The sequence below is a fragment of the Paenibacillus sp. PCH8 genome (genome assembly GCF_002968835.1).
Taxonomy (GTDB): domain Bacteria; phylum Bacillota; class Bacilli; order Paenibacillales; family Paenibacillaceae; genus Paenibacillus.
The window spans coordinates 54991-72752 of the sequence record NZ_PKQK01000008.1; the positions used below are offsets into that span (position 1 = coordinate 54991).

At 40.0% G+C, this 17762-nt stretch carries 19 protein-coding genes; all 19 read right to left on the reverse strand.

Going from position 1 to position 17762, the window contains the following annotated elements; all coding sequences use genetic code 11:
• Positions 1 to 14: 14 nt before the first annotated feature.
• Positions 15 to 734, reverse strand: a complete 720-nt coding sequence (locus C0Q44_RS31340) for a hypothetical protein (protein WP_258166596.1) — start codon at positions 732 to 734, stop codon at positions 15 to 17.
• 52 nt (positions 735 to 786) lie between these two features.
• Positions 787 to 1308: a hypothetical protein gene (locus tag C0Q44_RS28120; protein WP_258166597.1), complete on the reverse strand. Its 522-nt coding sequence runs from the start codon at positions 1306 to 1308 to the stop codon at positions 787 to 789.
• 523 nt (positions 1309 to 1831) lie between these two features.
• Positions 1832 to 2554 carry a metal-dependent hydrolase gene (locus tag C0Q44_RS28130; protein ID WP_105410450.1) on the reverse strand — a complete coding sequence of 241 codons (723 nt, stop codon included), beginning with the start codon at positions 2552 to 2554 and terminating at the stop codon, positions 1832 to 1834.
• A 13-nt stretch (positions 2555 to 2567) separates the two neighbouring features.
• A complete protein-coding gene (locus tag C0Q44_RS28135; protein WP_105410451.1) occupies positions 2568 to 4223 on the reverse strand; it encodes an ATP-dependent DNA helicase in 1656 nt (551 codons plus the stop codon).
• A 14-nt stretch (positions 4224 to 4237) separates the two neighbouring features.
• Positions 4238 to 4522: a DEAD/DEAH box helicase gene (locus C0Q44_RS28140; RefSeq protein WP_105410452.1), complete on the reverse strand. Its 285-nt coding sequence runs from the start codon at positions 4520 to 4522 to the stop codon at positions 4238 to 4240.
• Between the two features lie 89 nt (positions 4523 to 4611).
• On the reverse strand, positions 4612 to 5256 hold the full coding sequence (locus C0Q44_RS28145) for a hypothetical protein (protein ID WP_105410453.1): 645 nt from the start codon (positions 5254 to 5256) through the stop codon (positions 4612 to 4614).
• A gap of 14 nt (positions 5257 to 5270) precedes the next feature.
• A complete protein-coding gene (locus C0Q44_RS28150; protein WP_024634259.1) occupies positions 5271 to 5651 on the reverse strand; it encodes a PadR family transcriptional regulator in 381 nt (126 codons plus the stop codon).
• Positions 5652 to 5671: 20 nt separating this feature from the next.
• Positions 5672 to 6190 (reverse strand): hypothetical protein, encoded by a 519-nt coding sequence (locus tag C0Q44_RS28155; protein ID WP_105410454.1) that lies wholly within the window; start codon positions 6188 to 6190, stop codon positions 5672 to 5674.
• Positions 6191 to 6223: 33 nt separating this feature from the next.
• Positions 6224 to 6781, reverse strand: a complete 558-nt coding sequence (locus tag C0Q44_RS28160; RefSeq protein WP_105410455.1) for a hypothetical protein — start codon at positions 6779 to 6781, stop codon at positions 6224 to 6226.
• Between the two features lie 726 nt (positions 6782 to 7507).
• Positions 7508 to 7822 (reverse strand): hypothetical protein, encoded by a 315-nt coding sequence (locus tag C0Q44_RS28165; RefSeq protein WP_105410456.1) that lies wholly within the window; start codon positions 7820 to 7822, stop codon positions 7508 to 7510.
• Positions 7823 to 7911: 89 nt separating this feature from the next.
• Positions 7912 to 8580, reverse strand: a complete 669-nt coding sequence (locus tag C0Q44_RS28170) for a hypothetical protein (protein ID WP_105410457.1) — start codon at positions 8578 to 8580, stop codon at positions 7912 to 7914.
• A 484-nt stretch (positions 8581 to 9064) separates the two neighbouring features.
• Positions 9065 to 9310: a hypothetical protein gene (locus tag C0Q44_RS28175; protein ID WP_105410458.1), complete on the reverse strand. Its 246-nt coding sequence runs from the start codon at positions 9308 to 9310 to the stop codon at positions 9065 to 9067.
• Positions 9311 to 9820: 510 nt separating this feature from the next.
• Positions 9821 to 11077: a replication initiation protein gene (locus tag C0Q44_RS28185; RefSeq protein WP_105410460.1), complete on the reverse strand. Its 1257-nt coding sequence runs from the start codon at positions 11075 to 11077 to the stop codon at positions 9821 to 9823.
• 883 nt (positions 11078 to 11960) lie between these two features.
• Positions 11961 to 12359 carry a hypothetical protein gene (locus C0Q44_RS28190; RefSeq protein ID WP_105410461.1) on the reverse strand — a complete coding sequence of 133 codons (399 nt, stop codon included), beginning with the start codon at positions 12357 to 12359 and terminating at the stop codon, positions 11961 to 11963.
• Positions 12360 to 12395: 36 nt separating this feature from the next.
• Positions 12396 to 13007: a phospholipase D-like domain-containing protein gene (locus tag C0Q44_RS28195; RefSeq protein ID WP_105410462.1), complete on the reverse strand. Its 612-nt coding sequence runs from the start codon at positions 13005 to 13007 to the stop codon at positions 12396 to 12398.
• Positions 13008 to 13019: 12 nt separating this feature from the next.
• Entirely contained in the window at positions 13020 to 13364 is a 345-nt protein-coding gene (locus C0Q44_RS28200; RefSeq protein WP_105410463.1) for a pepsin/retropepsin-like aspartic protease family protein, read from the reverse strand.
• Positions 13365 to 13534: 170 nt separating this feature from the next.
• Positions 13535 to 14161 carry a YecA family protein gene (locus C0Q44_RS28205; protein WP_105410464.1) on the reverse strand — a complete coding sequence of 209 codons (627 nt, stop codon included), beginning with the start codon at positions 14159 to 14161 and terminating at the stop codon, positions 13535 to 13537.
• Positions 14162 to 14322: 161 nt separating this feature from the next.
• Positions 14323 to 17115: a helicase-related protein gene (locus tag C0Q44_RS28210; RefSeq protein ID WP_105410465.1), complete on the reverse strand. Its 2793-nt coding sequence runs from the start codon at positions 17113 to 17115 to the stop codon at positions 14323 to 14325.
• A complete protein-coding gene (locus tag C0Q44_RS28215; RefSeq protein WP_105410466.1) occupies positions 17115 to 17759 on the reverse strand; it encodes a hypothetical protein in 645 nt (214 codons plus the stop codon). Before C0Q44_RS28215 ends, C0Q44_RS28210 begins: the two co-directional genes overlap by 1 nt.
• Between the last annotated feature and the right edge of the window lie 3 nt (positions 17760 to 17762).

The following is a 17762-nucleotide window of genomic DNA, read 5'->3' on the forward strand; positions in this document are numbered from 1 at the left end:
ACCACACCTTCCTGTTATAGTGACTGTGTTTTCATTGAAGGAATTAATTCTCTCGCGGCCAAGAGTTCATCTACCCTCATCTTGAAGTCTTCTGCAGCAGCATCGGGATGATTAGCGGTATCTTCAACTTCAGGGAATAACTGATATGTAAGGTCATTAATAAGGTCAAATCTTGTAAGTCCTTCTCGCCGGTAGGCCTTTATATTATTTTTGTATTTGTAGATTTCCTCAATACCTGCCGCTAACCAGATCTCCAGAAGCGTCCGTTCCAGCTCTATCGTTGATTTTCGTAAAAGAGCTTTCTTTGCTTCTTCAAGTTCCAATCTGAGTCGATTAGCTTCTGCTTGTGCGTCAAGCATTTCGCATAGATTTTCACCTCGTTTAGATTTATAATCTCTCAGTTCTTGAATAGCTTTGTCCCTATCCATTTCTGCATTGGTCAGATCCGCATGTCCATGAATTGAAACTTGGGAACAGTTTGATGCATTCTCAGTTAATTTCTTATTCTCAACAATGACTTGTTCCAAGGTTAGGAGTATTTTCTCTAATCCGCTATTTGGACGAACTAGCATATTCTCAATACCGCTACTTGGACATATTGTAATTGCAGTACTCGTGTCTTCAGCCCGCTCTGGATAGTTGAACAGTAATTGATCGCCTGCCGTCCAGAGTAGCTGCCCATCATCGATTAAGTCGAATACTTTATAACTCTGGTTATCTAAATTCACACTCATCTTCAAAACCCTCTTCCTGGAATTTTTATTGTTGTGATTAAGTCGTACTAAATTACAATTTGTTTGCGGTTAACCTGTCAGATACATCAATGTCCCAGTGATGCAATTCTCCAAGAATGAGTCGCCGCTGTACGTCTGTCATTCGATCCAGTTTAGTAAGTAGCCATGTCACTTGTTCATTTGTTGGTTTATTCTGACCGAGCACATGACATCCAGAATTCCCCTGTTTGTCCACCCATGGTAGGCATCCAAACTTTATGAAATTTGGTACCTTGTTAGTGTCACCTTCAAAAAGCTCTACTTTGTAGTGCTCCACAAGTCTCACAGCCAGGTCTTTATGCTCCTGATAAGCACACTCATGAAATACACCATCTGGTGCGAGAAATCCGGAAAGCCCGTTATAGTCTCTTGGACCACGTCTGACTCTATTGGCTTTCACTGCTACTGAATTGGCTTTCTCTCGAATTTTCGTTAAAACTAACTTGTCATCATTACTGACAGGTGCGTCATGATAGTCTAATAAACTGATGATCCAACTTGCTTCTTTTGTCGATAGGTATACTTGTTGTCCCATATGAGCGTTACTCCTCTATAAATTATTGACTCATTGTAAGTTACAGTTGCTTCCCCATGGTCTTTGCTGTTTTTTGGATCTAGAGTTAATTTTGCATCAGGTCTAATTCATGAGCCCCTATTCCAACGTGTTTCCCAGTTTATTAGGATCATCGTAGAGGTACACCGGCCCTTCCCAGTAATACTCGCACCGTTCACATTCCCGTTCCACGTACCAACAGCCTAATGACTGATCAAAAGTCCACTCTTGCTGTTTGTCACTGCACCAACAATCTGTGACCATTTTACGGGGAGGGGGAGGCTTAGGAGTTTTGAGTGCTTCGATAATAGGTGCCTTTTCCGACATAGCTTTTCTGCGCTTCTTTTTCCAAAACCACATTTCTTCACCTCATAAATTTTGATAATGGTACAGCTGACGCAAGTAACCAGAGTAAGAAGATGCTATACAGGGTTTTAATGCTTCTTCATAGGGTTTGAGAACAACGCCTCCGGCTGCAAAACAGGAGATATTTGGGGTGAATCCTTTACAAATAAATTTGGAATCTCCCGGTGTAAAATGTAATAACTAGAATGATCACTGTAAGACCGATACATGCTCCTTCCACAACCCCTCCCCAGCGTGAACCGGTACTCATGAGGTTAAACTTTAAACGGAACTTAAATGGTGGAAGTGGGCGTATCCCCCGGTTCGTGAGGGAATCTGCTAACAGATGTAAAGCGTAGGATAAGCTGCCCCCAATCCATATAGCACTGCTTACTTCATGTGAAGCAAAATATAAGATGGCTGCCCAGATGCCAAGTCCATAGATGGTGTGGGTGAGTCCCCGGTGTGGAAGAAAGACACAAACCACAAGTAAAGCACCAATAATGTAATTCCAAGGGGCAATACCTTGGCCAACTACAATCAAACTTGTACCGATCCCCACCATGCATATGTTCCGGAGTGTGCGTAGGGGGAGAAAGGAGAACAGTCCAACTGCGATCGCTATTCCTATATTCCACGGCCAAGGCATGACACCGGAAAAGAAGACGACTGCACCGGTTGCAATGAGTAAGAGCTGTAGAAGACGTATGAGCCCCTTTGGTAGTGTTCTTGAGACTATTAAAGAGTTGGGTTCGTCAATATCCGGTAATAGAGCACTTATCCCCGTTATGAGTATTGCCGGAATAGTAATAGGCTGATTGAAGATAGCTAGCGCGGACATTGTTAATCCTGTGCTAATGACAAAATGGGATCGTCCCATCATTTGAGTTGCCCCCTTAACAAGGTAGAATATGTACCAAATCGGACACGTTACGCGAATACTTGCATGTTGGCAAAGTCTTAATTATCATCTTTCCGTACCTTTTGGTGTACATACGATTATCCAGGATGATGACAGCCCCTTGGCACTGCATGGATCGATTCAAACGTCCGAATCCTTGTTGCAGTTTGACCATCATCTTGGGAAACATATAATCGAAGAAACTGCTACGCTCTGCCTTTTCTATCACAGCAAGCTGTGCTTGGATTAAAGGTTCATTGGGCATAGGAAAAGGTAGCTTTACAATGACAACGGTCGTCAAAGCATCTCCTGGTACGTCTACGCCTGTCCAAAAGCTAGAACATCCTAGCACCACTGTCCGAGGTTCCGTCTTCAGCTGCTTAATAATGAACTCTCGATCGCAACCAGGATACTGAATCAACAGATTCAACCCACTCTCGACACAGAAACTTTCTATGGATTTCGCGACTTGGTTCATGGTTTCAAAACTTGTGAACAAAACAAGCATGCGGCCACCGGTATACATCAGGATCTCTTCTAACTTTTCACCGAGGTACGTGTTGTAGTTAGAGCTGTTCGCATCTGGTGCGTCGTCCGGACAGATAATCATCGTTTTATTCTTATAGTCGAAAGGGCTGTCAACGATAATGCTACTGTAGTCATAACCTTTAGCCCCAACACGACCAGCGTAGAATGCGAATGTTTTACCGTTGGATGTGATCGTAGACATCGTGGCACTGGCAAGAACAACAGTCACTTTATCGAATAAACCTTTAGACAAGACAGCTTTTGGATAGAGAGGAGCTGCATGGAGTATAAGCTGGCCTCTGCTCTCAATCGTGGCCCAGTATGCCCATGATTTCCTTTCATTTGAGCTAATGAAGTCTAAGTCATCGTTCGATTCAAACATGCGCTCTAATACGTCTGAAACGCCTTTTAAGCGATAAGATTTAACCTTCTCGATAAAAGCACCGAGTGTGCTAACGACTTCCGATACCTCAATGCCCTGGTTCATCAGTTTAAATGCGATCTGTTTACCATCCTCGTTCTTCATGTGATCGCGTACTTCTTGGTACACATCATCAATCTGCTTTTGAAAAGTTTGCCGCAGCTCATTCAGTTCCATCTGTTGATCCAATCCGAGTGAATTTACTGAGTTGCGTTTATATAGATTTTCAAATAAGTTTTCGAAGTGTTCTACACTGACTTCTTTCTCGAAAACTTTGCAGCATACATCCTCAATTTCATGAGCTTCATCAAAAATGACTGCATCATAGGGCGGTAAAGAGCCATTTCCGCCGGTTTTCTTTCTCATTTTCAGATCATTAAAGAAATATGCGAAATTGGTTACGATGACATGGGCTTTTTGCATCTGTCCTTTGAGTACTTCAAGCATGCAATTGTCTGGTTTGGACGTGGCAGGACACCTGGATGCACTAATTTGCCGCCAAAGTTTGTCCTCGACATCAAACCCAAGCTCGGTACGTTCTCCAATCCCATCTCGGCTCATACGGGAATGTATTTTTTGGATGACTTTTGCATCCTCATCCGCACTTAAAAGTTTTTCTTGCCACAGCTTTTCTACCTTTGTATGACAGAGGTAGTGATCCTTACCTTTTACCAATTGATACTTGAGTTTCATGTCTTCCATTTCTAAGATGCTTGCTACTCGGGGAGTTCAACATTAACGATTTGTGTCATGAGGGGAATGGTGTGGGTACAAACGATGACTGTTTTTTTGTTTTGAATGGCCCAGCGTGCAGCGGGTGTTAAATAACCCAATGATTTACCGGTTCCCGTTCCTGCTTCACAAAGCAAATGTTCACTTTTCTCAAGCGCATGTCCTACTTTCGTAGAGATCATGATTTGCGGAGCCCTGGGCGTATAACCATTTATCATTTTAGACAGATGCCCATCTGCCCCAAATGCGCGTTGAATGAAATCGTCCATTTTGCATCATCCTATCATATATATTAATATACTAATATATTAACAAATTAGAAGCGGAAAGTAATCCTTTCCACTGGAATTGTTGCTGTTTATGCTTCAAATTTTCTCAAAGTATCCTTATTAATCTTACGCTTCAGGTGGTCTGGTATATGTTCAAAGCAATAGGTCATTTTCTCGCGGTTTAAGTTAGGGACCTGACTCAGTAGTTCCCATTCATCTGCAGTGAGCACTTTATTACATACCAGGCATGTCCGATGAATTGCTTCTTTGGAATGCGCGATTTTGGCTTCCTTGCCAGGATTCATATGTTCCAAAAGATGCTGCAGAGCAGGATTACCTGCCCAATCATTCTTTTTGTATGGAGCCAGATCGCGCCAACCCATTTGATACGAATCCAATGCGGTAAGATAGGCCTCGTTCACAGCTTGGTCAACAGCTGTAGTGATATTCTTTGGTTCAGTAGCAGGATCACCTGGAATCACAGCAAAGCCGTAACCGTCACGAGAATATACATCAATTTCAATCTTGACAATGGATTTTACATATCGATGGGGTACGTTGATTTCGAGTTCTTTGATTTCTAAGTTCCACCGGCTTTCAGTTGCTGACTCCACCCGATCGGTGTACACCTGGTTCGGTATATATGGTCTATTGTTATCACTGCGAAACTGAACTGTACCATTGGCAAAAGTACGTTTCAGCTCGGCTACTATTTCTTTGTAATCTCTTTCCAATGGTATTCGTCCCTTCACTCATATTTTTTCAATGTGGACTCAAACGCCTTATAAACGCGTAATGCCAATGAGACCCGGTCTGGAAGATCTCGCTGAAGCTGTTTGAAATATTCAATACCAGACTCGGTGATTTCGTAATAGCGGTAATAACGGTTCTCGCTTTCCCAATAACTATGAGCATGGCCTTTTTCAGCAAGCTTCTTAAGCCTTTGGGTAAGGTAGGAGTCGTTGACTCCTACTCCCTTCAGTGTTTTGGTAATGACTTGATCGAGTTCTTTACCGAATCGCCGTCCGGATTGTAACTCGGCCAGAACTAAAAAGTCGATAACTTGCTGTACTTTGACCACATGCCCTAAGGATGACTGTTTATCAATTTTGGTTGTATCTTTGCGCATGCAGGTTTGCCTCCTTTGTTTTATTGAACGAGTTTTTTGAAGATCAACTTCATGAACTTATCTGATTTCTTTTCAGGAAACTGGTCAGTGAATTCTTTAAGAATGGTAGTAAAGTCTTCAGAATCTCGTGCAAGCCAGTGTAAATACTGTTTGATGGTAATCTGCCAGATCGTGTTCTGAGCCACATAAATGGGCTTTTTTTGGTAGTGCAAAACAAACATTAAGCTAACTAGATTTAGCAAAGCAAAAATCGCTATAAAACCAGCTGAACCAAATTCAAAAAACAAATTATTTAGAACTGCAGTACAAACTAAAGATCCAATGGTTGCAACGATGGTAGAGGTTGTGATGTAAAAGTCAATGATCTTATGAAGTTTTTCTGTCTTGGCCAGTTGTTCCATGCCGTAGTAGCTAAACAAGAACAGGTTCTTAAATTCAATTTGGTTCGAATCTGTCAGACCAGTCATGTACTCAGTGAGTTCAGCCTTACCTGGATTCCGTTCTAAAAATTCAAGATATGTTCTGAGTTTGAGAGACACATTCAGGTCTCCTTCCGGTTTGAGTTATGAGCATTAACGTAACTGGGGATGCTTGGCAGTATACACTGCACCACCCTGATGATACTTCTCCAATTTAATGACCATATCATAGTACTTTTGTCTTCTAAAAAAGCTTGGACCGAAGGTATCTCTGTAGATCACATGATTTGTTGCTAGGGTACCTGTGCAACGCATAGAAGTAAGCATCTCCGTGATCAATTCGAATTCTGCACCTACATCATCTACTACAAAAAAGTCTGGAGCTTGGATGCTACCTATTTTTAATTCATCACTCGCTGCTTGATCGAAATCTACATTAATTGCTCCGGCAACCCGATGAACATCCCAAGGATGGATGTGTCTCTCATTATATGTTGTATTAGCTCCATTTCGATAAATGTAACCAAAATGAAGTTCCGGATTAGTCAGTGATATCAAATCCTTCAGCAGAGATGTCTTTCCGCTGCCAACTGGCCCGGTAAGGAGGATGTTCTTATGTTCTTCAATATGTTCTACGATTAATGCAACTGATGCTGACTCAAAGTTCCACTGGGCAAGACGTGCAAGGTTAGAAACCGGTTCAATTTTCAATATGTACACCCCTTATAAAGTTGTTTGAAGAACTGGGTAACTCAAGTATAACACAAACTTACGTGATTACAACTTACGTGTTAACACGTAAGTTGATTCCGCCTTTGCATCATTCCCCTCTATCTCCGTATCTCCCCTCTCCTTTAAAACCCAGCTATTCTCTGTATCTAGATTCGTACTCAGAAACAAAACAGCAAAATTAGTTACTATATCCGTATCTATTCTTTTGCTAAGTACGTATCTATAGCAGAACAGAAATTCTGTTTCTATATACGAACAAAGTAACAATTTTCGATAGAATGGGGGCGCGGCTGGATCGCGAAAACCGGGTCACAAAGGAAAACCAATCTGGAAAATAATGTAACTTGGTTCATGATACAGATTATCTACCTTAAGGGAAACTAAATCCGCGCAAATGGTCCCCGTATGAAGAGACAAGGTACTAGTGCGAGTGAATCTGAAATGAACGTCCCAAGGTGCAGCAACGAACGTACGTAAACATATAGTGACTCAGATGTCGTAACAGGAACCTCGCTGTCATATAGCCGAAGGGACACATCAAAGAAAAAATGATGCGTGTAAACACGTAAGATTAAAACACGCAACATGTTCATTTTAATACCGAGTACCCTAAAAAACTATGGCCATTAATACCCAATGAGATGTCGGTTGTTAAAGATTGAAAAGTGTACCTAATATGCTTCATCTGATAATATTTTGATCTCTTTATCGATCTATTCGGATTGTCCCATCAGGATACTTGATAAGTTCTTCAACAAGAACGGCCAGCCATAGGATAGCAATTTTGTAATGCCGGGCTCCATTGGAACGATTATCCTGCTTAAAACGTTCACGTTCCGTAAGCAATTGCTTTAATCCATGTTTAAGCGTGGGCAGTACCTCATTAGAAACCTTCCCATCTGATTTATATAGCACTTCGTACACGCCTGCTTCCTTCCACATTCTCGTAAGATTGTGAGTAATATTCTTATCAACAACATTAGCTTCATTTTCAACTGTCAATCGAATATCCAAACTCACTAAATCACTCTTTTCTTTAAAGTTGCTTTTGTTCCTTACCTTCTGTATATGTGTCAGGGTTTTATATACACTCGCTGCTCACAGTCCATCTAAACTTCCATTAATGATTTGAGGAACCGCAATATGCGACCAAAAAAATAGATGATTATAAGAACATTAAAAATCGCTAAAGTGAAATGAGCATCCAACGTATAATTTTGGATCTCACTCCAGAAAAGTAGCATATCATCTTTTAAAAAAGTTGGTAGATTCGGTGGGATGTCCTTCTCCGAACTGATTTTCAAAATCTTAGTGATTGTAAAAGAAATCAAATATAACGAAATAACTTTTTTGATGGTTATAAACACATTTCTGTATATTGGTTTTAGATAAGATCCCAAAGGTTTTAGAACACTTCCTAAATATCCTTTAGTAGATACGCCTATCCTTTTGCATAAAGCAAAACCCCGCACCCAAGCATCAATTTCCTCTAAAAAAATATAGCAAGAGGGAACAAGGTGCCCTTTATTAGCCATTCCCCTCATGACACTAGCTGGATAGGTTAAACTACTATATCTATTTCGCTGTAAGTAATGTCCAAATTCATGTGCCAGAATATGTACACTTTCAGGTTTGCCTAGATCCACTGAATAAGGCATGTTAATGGATTTTTTGTTAGGATTAAATGAGAACCCTTCCTTTTGGGATAGCTCTATGTTAATTTTTTCGTTTCGAATATGCTGAAGCATCACTGAAACATCATTCATTTCTCCATTCATAAGTTCACCCTTTTTCTGTAGTATTAATGAAGTACCTAATCTGAAAACTGGCAATGACCAACGGCGACAATTGCTAATATCTGATGTGTCCTCTACAGAATGTTTTACTGTTTATTAAGAGCCTCCGATTCCCACTTGTTCCTACACCCCATAATCCTTACAAGCAAAATACCCCACTGTTAGCTACAAAATGGGTAATCCTACTGTAGAATAACTGAAATATAGCCTGTTAACGTTATTGTTCAGATTTTCACTATCACCACCACTCAACCAGGTTTAATCTATAATTAATATCCTGTGAATTATTCTTTTTCCTTATTACCATTACAGCTACCAACACATGCACTGCATAAATCTCGGTTGTTATCTACCCAAAAACAGAGACCATCATTTGTAATACAAGCCTGGGTATCTGTGCAACCACATTTCTTACAGATGCTTACACGTGATATCATAATTTTCATCCTTTCAATGTATCCATCGCTTATGAAGTACGCCGCTTGACTTTCTGATACAACTTGCTTATTTTTCCAAGGTCTTCTGCCGACATCCAATCTTCTCCTGATGCTTCAATTTCATCATTAAATATTCCCCACAGGATCTCGAATGCTTCTTCGTCACCTTTAGTAAATGAGATTCTTCTACTCTTAGCTTTTGAACTCAGCAATCTGGGCGAGTTAAATATTTTATCTGCTGAATTTGCCGCACCTTTTATATCACTCGATTTCATCGAAGTTTATTCCTCCTTCCCCAAACCAAAGACAATGTGTAAATTCATCATTTAAAGAAGTTTAGGTAATCCTATAATTATATTATAATATATTAATTAATTAATATATATCGAAAATTGCATTACAATTTAAATGGTCTTTACTCCAATTGTTATATCTTTAAAAACCTTTGTCTTGCCTCCCCTTCTATCATCATGATTGGAAAAAATGCCAATAACCCAGACTCACGAAACGTTCTCGGCCCGCCCGAGAGCAAATCATGTGCCTTAATCAGCCCGGATCGGATGTTCTTAATTTGAATCCTGCGTTTCGTGATCTTCCCGCTTTGGTCCTCATATATGATCTCGACCAGCCATCCTAAATATTTCATCGGCATACTCAGAACCTCCATATAATAACATTTGTATTATTTTATGCGAACATTAGTTCTTTTGCGATATGAAAAAAAGAACAGTTTGAAGTTTCCTTCTCTGTTCTTTTTACGTCCTTTGGATTCTTTCCTGCATAGTCTAGCTAAGTTCCAATTGTAGCTGGGAATTGTTTTGAACAGCTAGAAAAGTAAAAGCCTCTTTAGCCCGGTGGTGGTAAAAATCTTCGATTACCAGCGGTCTCTTATTATGAAGTAGCCGTTGCTCTGAAGCCTTGTTTATCTCTTGCATTATCTTCGTAAGCATTCCGCGAATTCCATCTTGCTCCGTTTCCATTCCTTCTTTAATACACTGATCGTGGAAAACAATATATCTTCCAATGCGGTCATTTAACATTCGGATGGAGGTTTGTATGTCATCATCATCTTCCGGATCAAACACTCTTAGGGCATCAGCATAATTTTCTTCAATAGCCCTAATGATGTATCCCGATATATTACTCACTTCCATGTTACGCTTTTTTTCGTACACATATTTGATGTTTGCCCGTATGTGTTCTTCGCCATGTTTAGAAAGTAATTCTTTAGCGAGTTTCTTTTTAATTTCAAACCGGGCTAAAAGCTCAAGCGTATCTTCCTTATCAATGTATTCATCATCATTAAGGCTAGCCCGTTCTCCTTTATGGTTAGGGAAGATATGGAATATGATTCCTATCACCTTTGCACCACTCTTAATCTCTTCAAAAGTAAATTTTATATCTGTTTTGGCTTCGAGTTCCACCTGAGATGAAAGAAGTATCCGGTTTTTGAGATGGCTATACTTTACATACTTCCCTTCTTCCAGCTCAAGTTTGTCCCGCAACTGTTCCATGGTGAATTTACGCTTTTGCAGAGGCAGGTACTGTTTAAGTAGCTTGTACAATTTGGAGGAGTAGAAACTCTTCAAATAGAGTACATTCCATAACTTGAATTTAGTGAAGTTCTGATGGAGTTGCAGTAAATAAGGCCGCAGCATCTCAGAAAACTCCAGCTCAATCATACCCTTACCATGATAATATCGTGCAGCAGCAAGCCAGTGTGCCGATAAGGTGGAGTTCATACTTCGTTCCTCTATTACTACTTTCTTGTCCTGGAGACTATCGATGATCTCCCGAACCCGTTTATAGAAGTTTTTCTCAGTTAAGCCCAGCTTCTCAGCAATATCCTTCACTCGGAAGTGATGTGTCTTGAAACTCGTATCTTCCGGATGAATCCGTGAAGCTAAAATATATATCAATCGTTCTTCATGTAAAGTTAAATTTGTCCGTGCCTCAATTAATGCATTGGACTCGGAGACAATGTAGTGGTCTGAGATCGTATCAAGTTCAAATTCAAATTCTAACTGGTTATCCTCACCCATGTTATTATCCTCACTATATCTTTGATAATTAGATTGTATGGTAGTATCAATGTATTAGCCACTCCTTTTCTTGTGGCCTTTCTGTACTCATATAAGAGGGGGATTATATTTGAAATGCCACATAAAAAGGAGTTTGTCCTTGAAGAAAAGACCCAAACAACACCGATTTTGAAAAAAGGCCACACTAAAGGGAGTTGTTTTCGTTAAAATTGTGGATAACTCGCGATGATACTCCTTTATATGTGGCCTTTTGCAATACATCTCTCCTAAGGCCACATATAAAGGAGTTAATTTAGAAAATATCCACACATCATGCTTTATCTCTTATGCTAAGGCAACTACATTGCGGTTATCATCTTTATAGAAACAAACTGCCACACCAAAAGGAGTGAAGTATGTAACAAAGCTGAATAAATTACCTTATGAAGCGATTTTTTTAGCTTAAAGTGCCACACAAAGAGGAGTATTGGGTTGCTTTATCCCCAACATTTGCTAATCGTTCACTACCCTACTCCCGTTAATGTGGCCTTGCTGATCCCTTACGTGTGGCCTTTGACTCCCTTTGGTGTGGCTTCTTAGGAATTGTATGTGTGGCCTTTCACTCCTATATCTGTGGCCCTTTACTCCCTTAAATGTGGCATTAAAGGTCCTTCAAGCCAGTCGTGGCTTTACTCTATCAATCTCTTAAACAAGCAAAACATTAAAAATAAAAACTAAAATAATAAAAATATATATCTAAAGAAGAATAGATTCAGATAAAGTCGTAAGTCACCCTTTTCGTGTGGCCTTTCATACAATTATCACTCTTACCTCATGAAATACAGCTACATCCTTCAGTAGTTTATGCTTCAACACATAGGCTTAGAATCATTTCCCCGCACTTTCAGATGCCTTGTGGCCGATAAAAAATTTTCTCATTCAGGTCAATTGTAGCTGTTTTTAAACCATACGATCCATCACTCACCTCAATAATTCGAAGGTATACAGAATGAACAGCATCTTTCCAATCATTATTATCAACAAGTAACTTTATCTTATTTTCAAGTTTATTAAGCGCTTCACCAACATTTTTAGCTTGTGCTGCTGGAATCCACGATCCTTTATTATCTAAATACCATTCAAGCTCAACTGCTTCAATATCTCCACCACCTGTAATATCACGTAATTGATCAACATAATCTGCAGGGCCAATCATCGCCAACACGTCTCCCCCATAACGAGCTTCCCACACTTCTAACGTCCACCCATGTGAGACTAACTGATTAATAGAAGTATTATTCATACCTATCTCCTTCATGAATTAATTTTGGATCCACAGCTACAAAGATATTGCAGCAAACCTTTCTTGATCCAACCACATCTCTTGAAAAACGTCTGACCAATATTCAGCAATAACATTATCATGAATCACAACCAGGACCTCATCATTATATTTTGTGGCAGCTGCTGAATAGTTAAACGAACCCGTAGTAGCAACCGAACGATCCGCGATCGTTGTTTTATGATGCATCAAACCACTATGTGTATTTTCCTTTACCTTTATACCTTCGTCTAAAAGCTGATGTATTCTTTTAGCTTGTGCTTCACCTTCTGATTGAGAGCGATCTGTAATAACTCGAACTTTTACCCCACGTTGATGAGCATTAATTATTGAATTCGTAATGTTTCTTTCAGTCAAACTATAGATTGAGATATCTAAAGTATCTTGTGCATCATCAATCACCTGGATAAGAAGTTTTTCCGGATGCTGATCTTTTTGAGTAAAAGCATATTCAATGTTAGAGGACTGAATACTCACAGATTGCTCTGGATCTGAAAAAGAAGAAGTAAACATCGTACTTACTCGATCAAATGAATCAGTTGAGGAGCAACCTGCACTTAGAAAAAATAATAATCCCAAAGCAAGAACACCTTTTGAACGGATAAACATATTCGACATCCCCTAATCTCTTTTTCTCTCTGAAAATGCTTGTTCAGCCCATTCTTGAAGAGTAAGTCCGTGCTTCAACTTAAAACCATCAAGTTCTTTGCCGGCATCATAGACCAACAATTCCTCGTCAGCAGCTTCATCTATAGTCTTACCATCAGATGTGAAGCCATAATTAAAATCATTAGGTACAGCATGCAATAAACGTACATAATCACCAGATTTAGTACAAGCAGCTCCGATGGCTGTGTTGTTTGTTTCTGCTAATGATACCGGTCCATATATTGCACAGTGGGTCATATCTGCATTTAATTTGTCGCATAGATTGCAAGTTGGATAAATTTTCTGTTTTGTACTCATAATTCTCGTTCCCCCTAATTCAAGTTATATTTTTATCATATAACGGTTTTTCATTTTCTCCAAACAATTAATTAATTAACTAATTAATATATGATAAAAAATCTAATTGCTTTGTACATCGAAAAAGTAAGACGAACAACCACTAGGATTGTTCGTCTTCTACTTTAAATCTATACCTCTATCAATTTACGTCCAGTGTGTTTGTATTTTTCTCTTAAAACATTACGACTAATATCAATTCCCAATTTCGATGAAATTCTTTCAATTGTTTCCCATCCCCGCTGATCCGGTGCATTATCGAGATAGTTTGTTAATGGTGTTCTATAGATTTCTCCAGCAACTCTATTATCTAAACCATCTTTACTAAATCGATAATTCACCATAGATGGATCAATTGAACATTCATTTAAATCATGTCCAGCATACACTCGTGAATGTCGCTTCTCATCCAACGTCAATTGAATAGCAATATCAAAAGGTACCCCATCTATCTCAATCCAAGAATGATCAAAATATCCTAAGCCAGGCACCTCAACTTCTCCAATACATACTTCACATTCAACGTTTTGCTCTTGCAGTAGTACATACATCACGCTCGATGTGATATGGCAAGATCCAGGATTAGGGTTACGTCTAAAATCCTCATTTATTGCTACATATGTATCACAAATTACTTTTTTCTGAGGATGTTCAAATGGAATAATTAAAATTTCTTTGTTATATACCTCATCATTGCCGTGGCATTTCTTATACTTCTTTCCACTTGAACATAAACAAATATCATTTCTCCCTAGCATTTAGAATCTCTCCTTCAGAATAAAATACGAACAAATATAGTATACTTTCTACAAACAATACTTCATATAACAATTTGTGAACTGCTATATATAATGTATTGAAATAAAAGATCCCCCACCCTATTAGAAAATGGGAGGGGGATCTGAGCAAGAACTAATGCTTACAAAATAAAAGCGATTTGCCCTTCAGATACGTTATAGATTTTCTTTCTTTTCGTCTTCCCTTTCTTTCCTTCGATAACAACTGACGGAGTCCATTCATCTATACCGGCTCTCACCTGTACAGGCATATTCGTCAGATTAAACGCCCATCTACGGAATGCTGTTTCATCCCCGCTTATGGCAGATGGATCCCACACAAGTTCCATATCACCAACGAGTGACGCTCTTGAGTACGACAGACCCTCTACTCCACGTAAAACATGCTGTGAAACAAATTCAATATGTTTCGTAAAACGAGGAACAAGATCACTTGGAATATGGTGATTAGCCCAGCTCAAGATAGCATCCTCAAGCGTTTTTCCGTGATAGCGATTGCTGACAGGAAGCAATTCGCTGTTAAAGTTTTCTTCCACTACTACTTCAACTGCACCGACAGTGGCCGACTCTATTTGAGTCGCAAATTGAGTAGCATCTATGGTCATCTTACCCCAGATCGATTCTGCACTCTCTACACCATCTATTTTATTTCCAATGAAACGTTTAGCCAACTCATTAGCCAAACTACCACCACCAGAACTATCCGTCAATGCGGATAAACCATCCTCACTAAACTGTCCTTCAAGGGCTAAGGCTGCGTTCATTTTAGTTGCCATTAGATTAATGGCAAGTTCCTGCATAGACCCTTTGTACCCACTGTAGACAGTCTCACAAGCGTTTTTCTGACCAATGCGCCAATGTCTTCCACTTGCTTGACGAACAATCGTCAAACGATGACCAGTCTGATAGAAAAACAGTGAAGGGAAGCCAAGTAGATCCAGCCCCGTACTCACAAGTATCGGGTTCGTCAACAAGACTTGTATCCCTTCCCTTTCCTTTTGTGCAATCCATTCTTCTCGCTCCGGACCCTCAACATTAGACTCAAGAACTGCTGTCTTAATGTTTTGCTCCTCCAGCAGCAACTGTAATCGCTGTAGAGTACCCAATTTTCCGGTATACGTTGCATAGATACCTACCTTACGGCCCGCTCTAATCCGTGACTTCACAAATTTAAGCAATTGCTGCTCTTTTGGATAGATTACCCGGTCACTTAAACGATACATTGGTGAAACGATCTCTTCACCTGTGTCCGGATGATAAACACCTTTGAAGTTAAAAGGAACATCGGGATAAGACAGTAATGTATTCACCAAACTCCCTAACAAAACTGATTGTCCCACCGCCAGTTCCTTCTCAACCGCGCTTCTCAGTTTGTTCGAGATTATATCTAGGTTATTCTGAAGATACCAGGACGGAGCCACTAGCCGCATCCCTTTTTTTAGACGTCGTCTGCTACCTGGTCTTTTATGAATCTTAGTGACGTTATTTACAAATCGTCTTTCACCTTCCATGTCCACGAACATAGGCCCCTGATCAAGTGTAGGCAGAACCTCAAACATATCAGACATCTGAATAAAGCATGATACATCACTTAAAATATCTGTATAGAGCTGAGGAGCTGCTGCAGGCAGTTCTTTCGTGCTCACCTTCACCGGTGAGCCATTACTTGAACTATTCATCTCTACATTTTTCTTGATCTTCGTCGTTTTTTCCCTAACACCATAAAGATCAATCCACTTACCGACGTCACCCCACATAAAGCCCATATGCTTCATCCGGTTAGGATACATCCGGAAGATCAGTTCGAACAAGTTACTCGCGTAACCATTCATCAGAGTACCGGTCATAGCGACTGTGTTTTTGGCACAACCCATAAGCACATGAAATGCATGGGCTTGAGCACTCCCACCAGTGAGTTCGTGGCACTCATCTCCGATTGTTAAATCAAATTTACGTTTGAAATAGCGCTTGAACAGATCTGCAGGCGAAACTTTTCGGGGTGCTGCCCCAGACACTTTAACGCGTTCTCCAGCAATGTTCATTTTGTTTTTATTCTTTGCCGACCACAGACGTGCACCACACTCGCGGTACTCATCTTTATCTGGATCTGCATTCTTATATAATCTAAGCTGATTTGAACATGAGAGATTATACTTCCGACGTGCAGGTTTACCATGTTTATTATAAAAATCATCGTACTCCAGAGGGACGGCATCCCCCTCTTCCTTTTTCATCAGTTGCCCGCCACAATCAGGACAAACCCATCCTTTGAAACTGGTCTTCATGAAAGATTCCTTTTGCTCTCCATGACCAACATGTTTCTCATATGTACGGTCAACCCACTTCGCTACAGGTTCATACATGTAACCGAGTTTGCACGTATCTCTGGCAATGATATAAACTTCTATTTTGGTTGGGGGCGAATTCATGATCCCGCTGTCCCGCAGTTGAATCACATCCTGATAACTCTTTAGATAACGAGCTTCATACAATTCCTTATCCAATAAAATAGAGATTTCTCGCTTCGTTTTCTTTAGCAGATGATTTGGAACCATGTAAATGACTCTACCTGTCCCCTTCAACATCTCGCGTATAAGTGAAAAAAAAGTAGAAATGGATATAGCAGTTTTGCCGGTACCCATGCCTCCTATTAAAAAGAGCCTTTTGTGCTTCTGGAACCCTTTAATTAAAGCTGTGACCACATGGGCTTGAGCATTAAATAAAGGCCGTTTAATCTCTTCGAGGACCTCTAAAGGACTATCTGTACCAGGATGATGAACAGGGATATACTCACTATTTAGGCGCTTGATCAAATCAGGACCAAACATGTGCAAATAGTCACTTATACTCTGAATGTCACCTAAGGTCTCAAGTGGACGATCTTCTAGGACTGCAATCTGATTTTCTGTCTGCATTATATGGCCTCCTGTTCAATCTCCGTCAATGTGATCTTTCCGTTCTGTAATCCGCGGGTAACATATTCATCTAATACATCCTCGTTAGCGATTAGATCGTACACTACCAATTCGGAATAATTCCCATCAAAATCATACACGGTGAGTGGAACAAAACGTTTGTCCTCGATCAACATGTCCATGAGATACGCTGTCCATTCTCTCAGCAGCGGAGTCTCATAGTAGCTATCCATCGCCCAAAACAATTTCTCTTCTATTTTCCCGTCCCAAGCAAAGATGATATACCCATCTTGCTGTCGCTGTAGGGCTCTTTCACTAACAACAACCCCAGATACTAAGGTCTCATCTTCACGCTGTGACTGATGTTTATACTTTCCTGCAGGCCGGACAGAAAACGATGATTTATCATAATTCTTTTCTCCGATTCCTGGTGCATGCATCAACATAAAGTACACGTCACTTGCTTTTCTCGCGGAATGAAACTGGGCAAATACAGCCTGTACCCTGGAATCAATATCAATGACATTGGCATACACTAGTTCATCCCGAAGTTTCTTCTCTTTTTCAAAGACTTCACGAGTTACAATGAGTGATGAGTGTACTTTTACATAGATATCCTTATGTCGAAACTCCATAAATTTCATTTA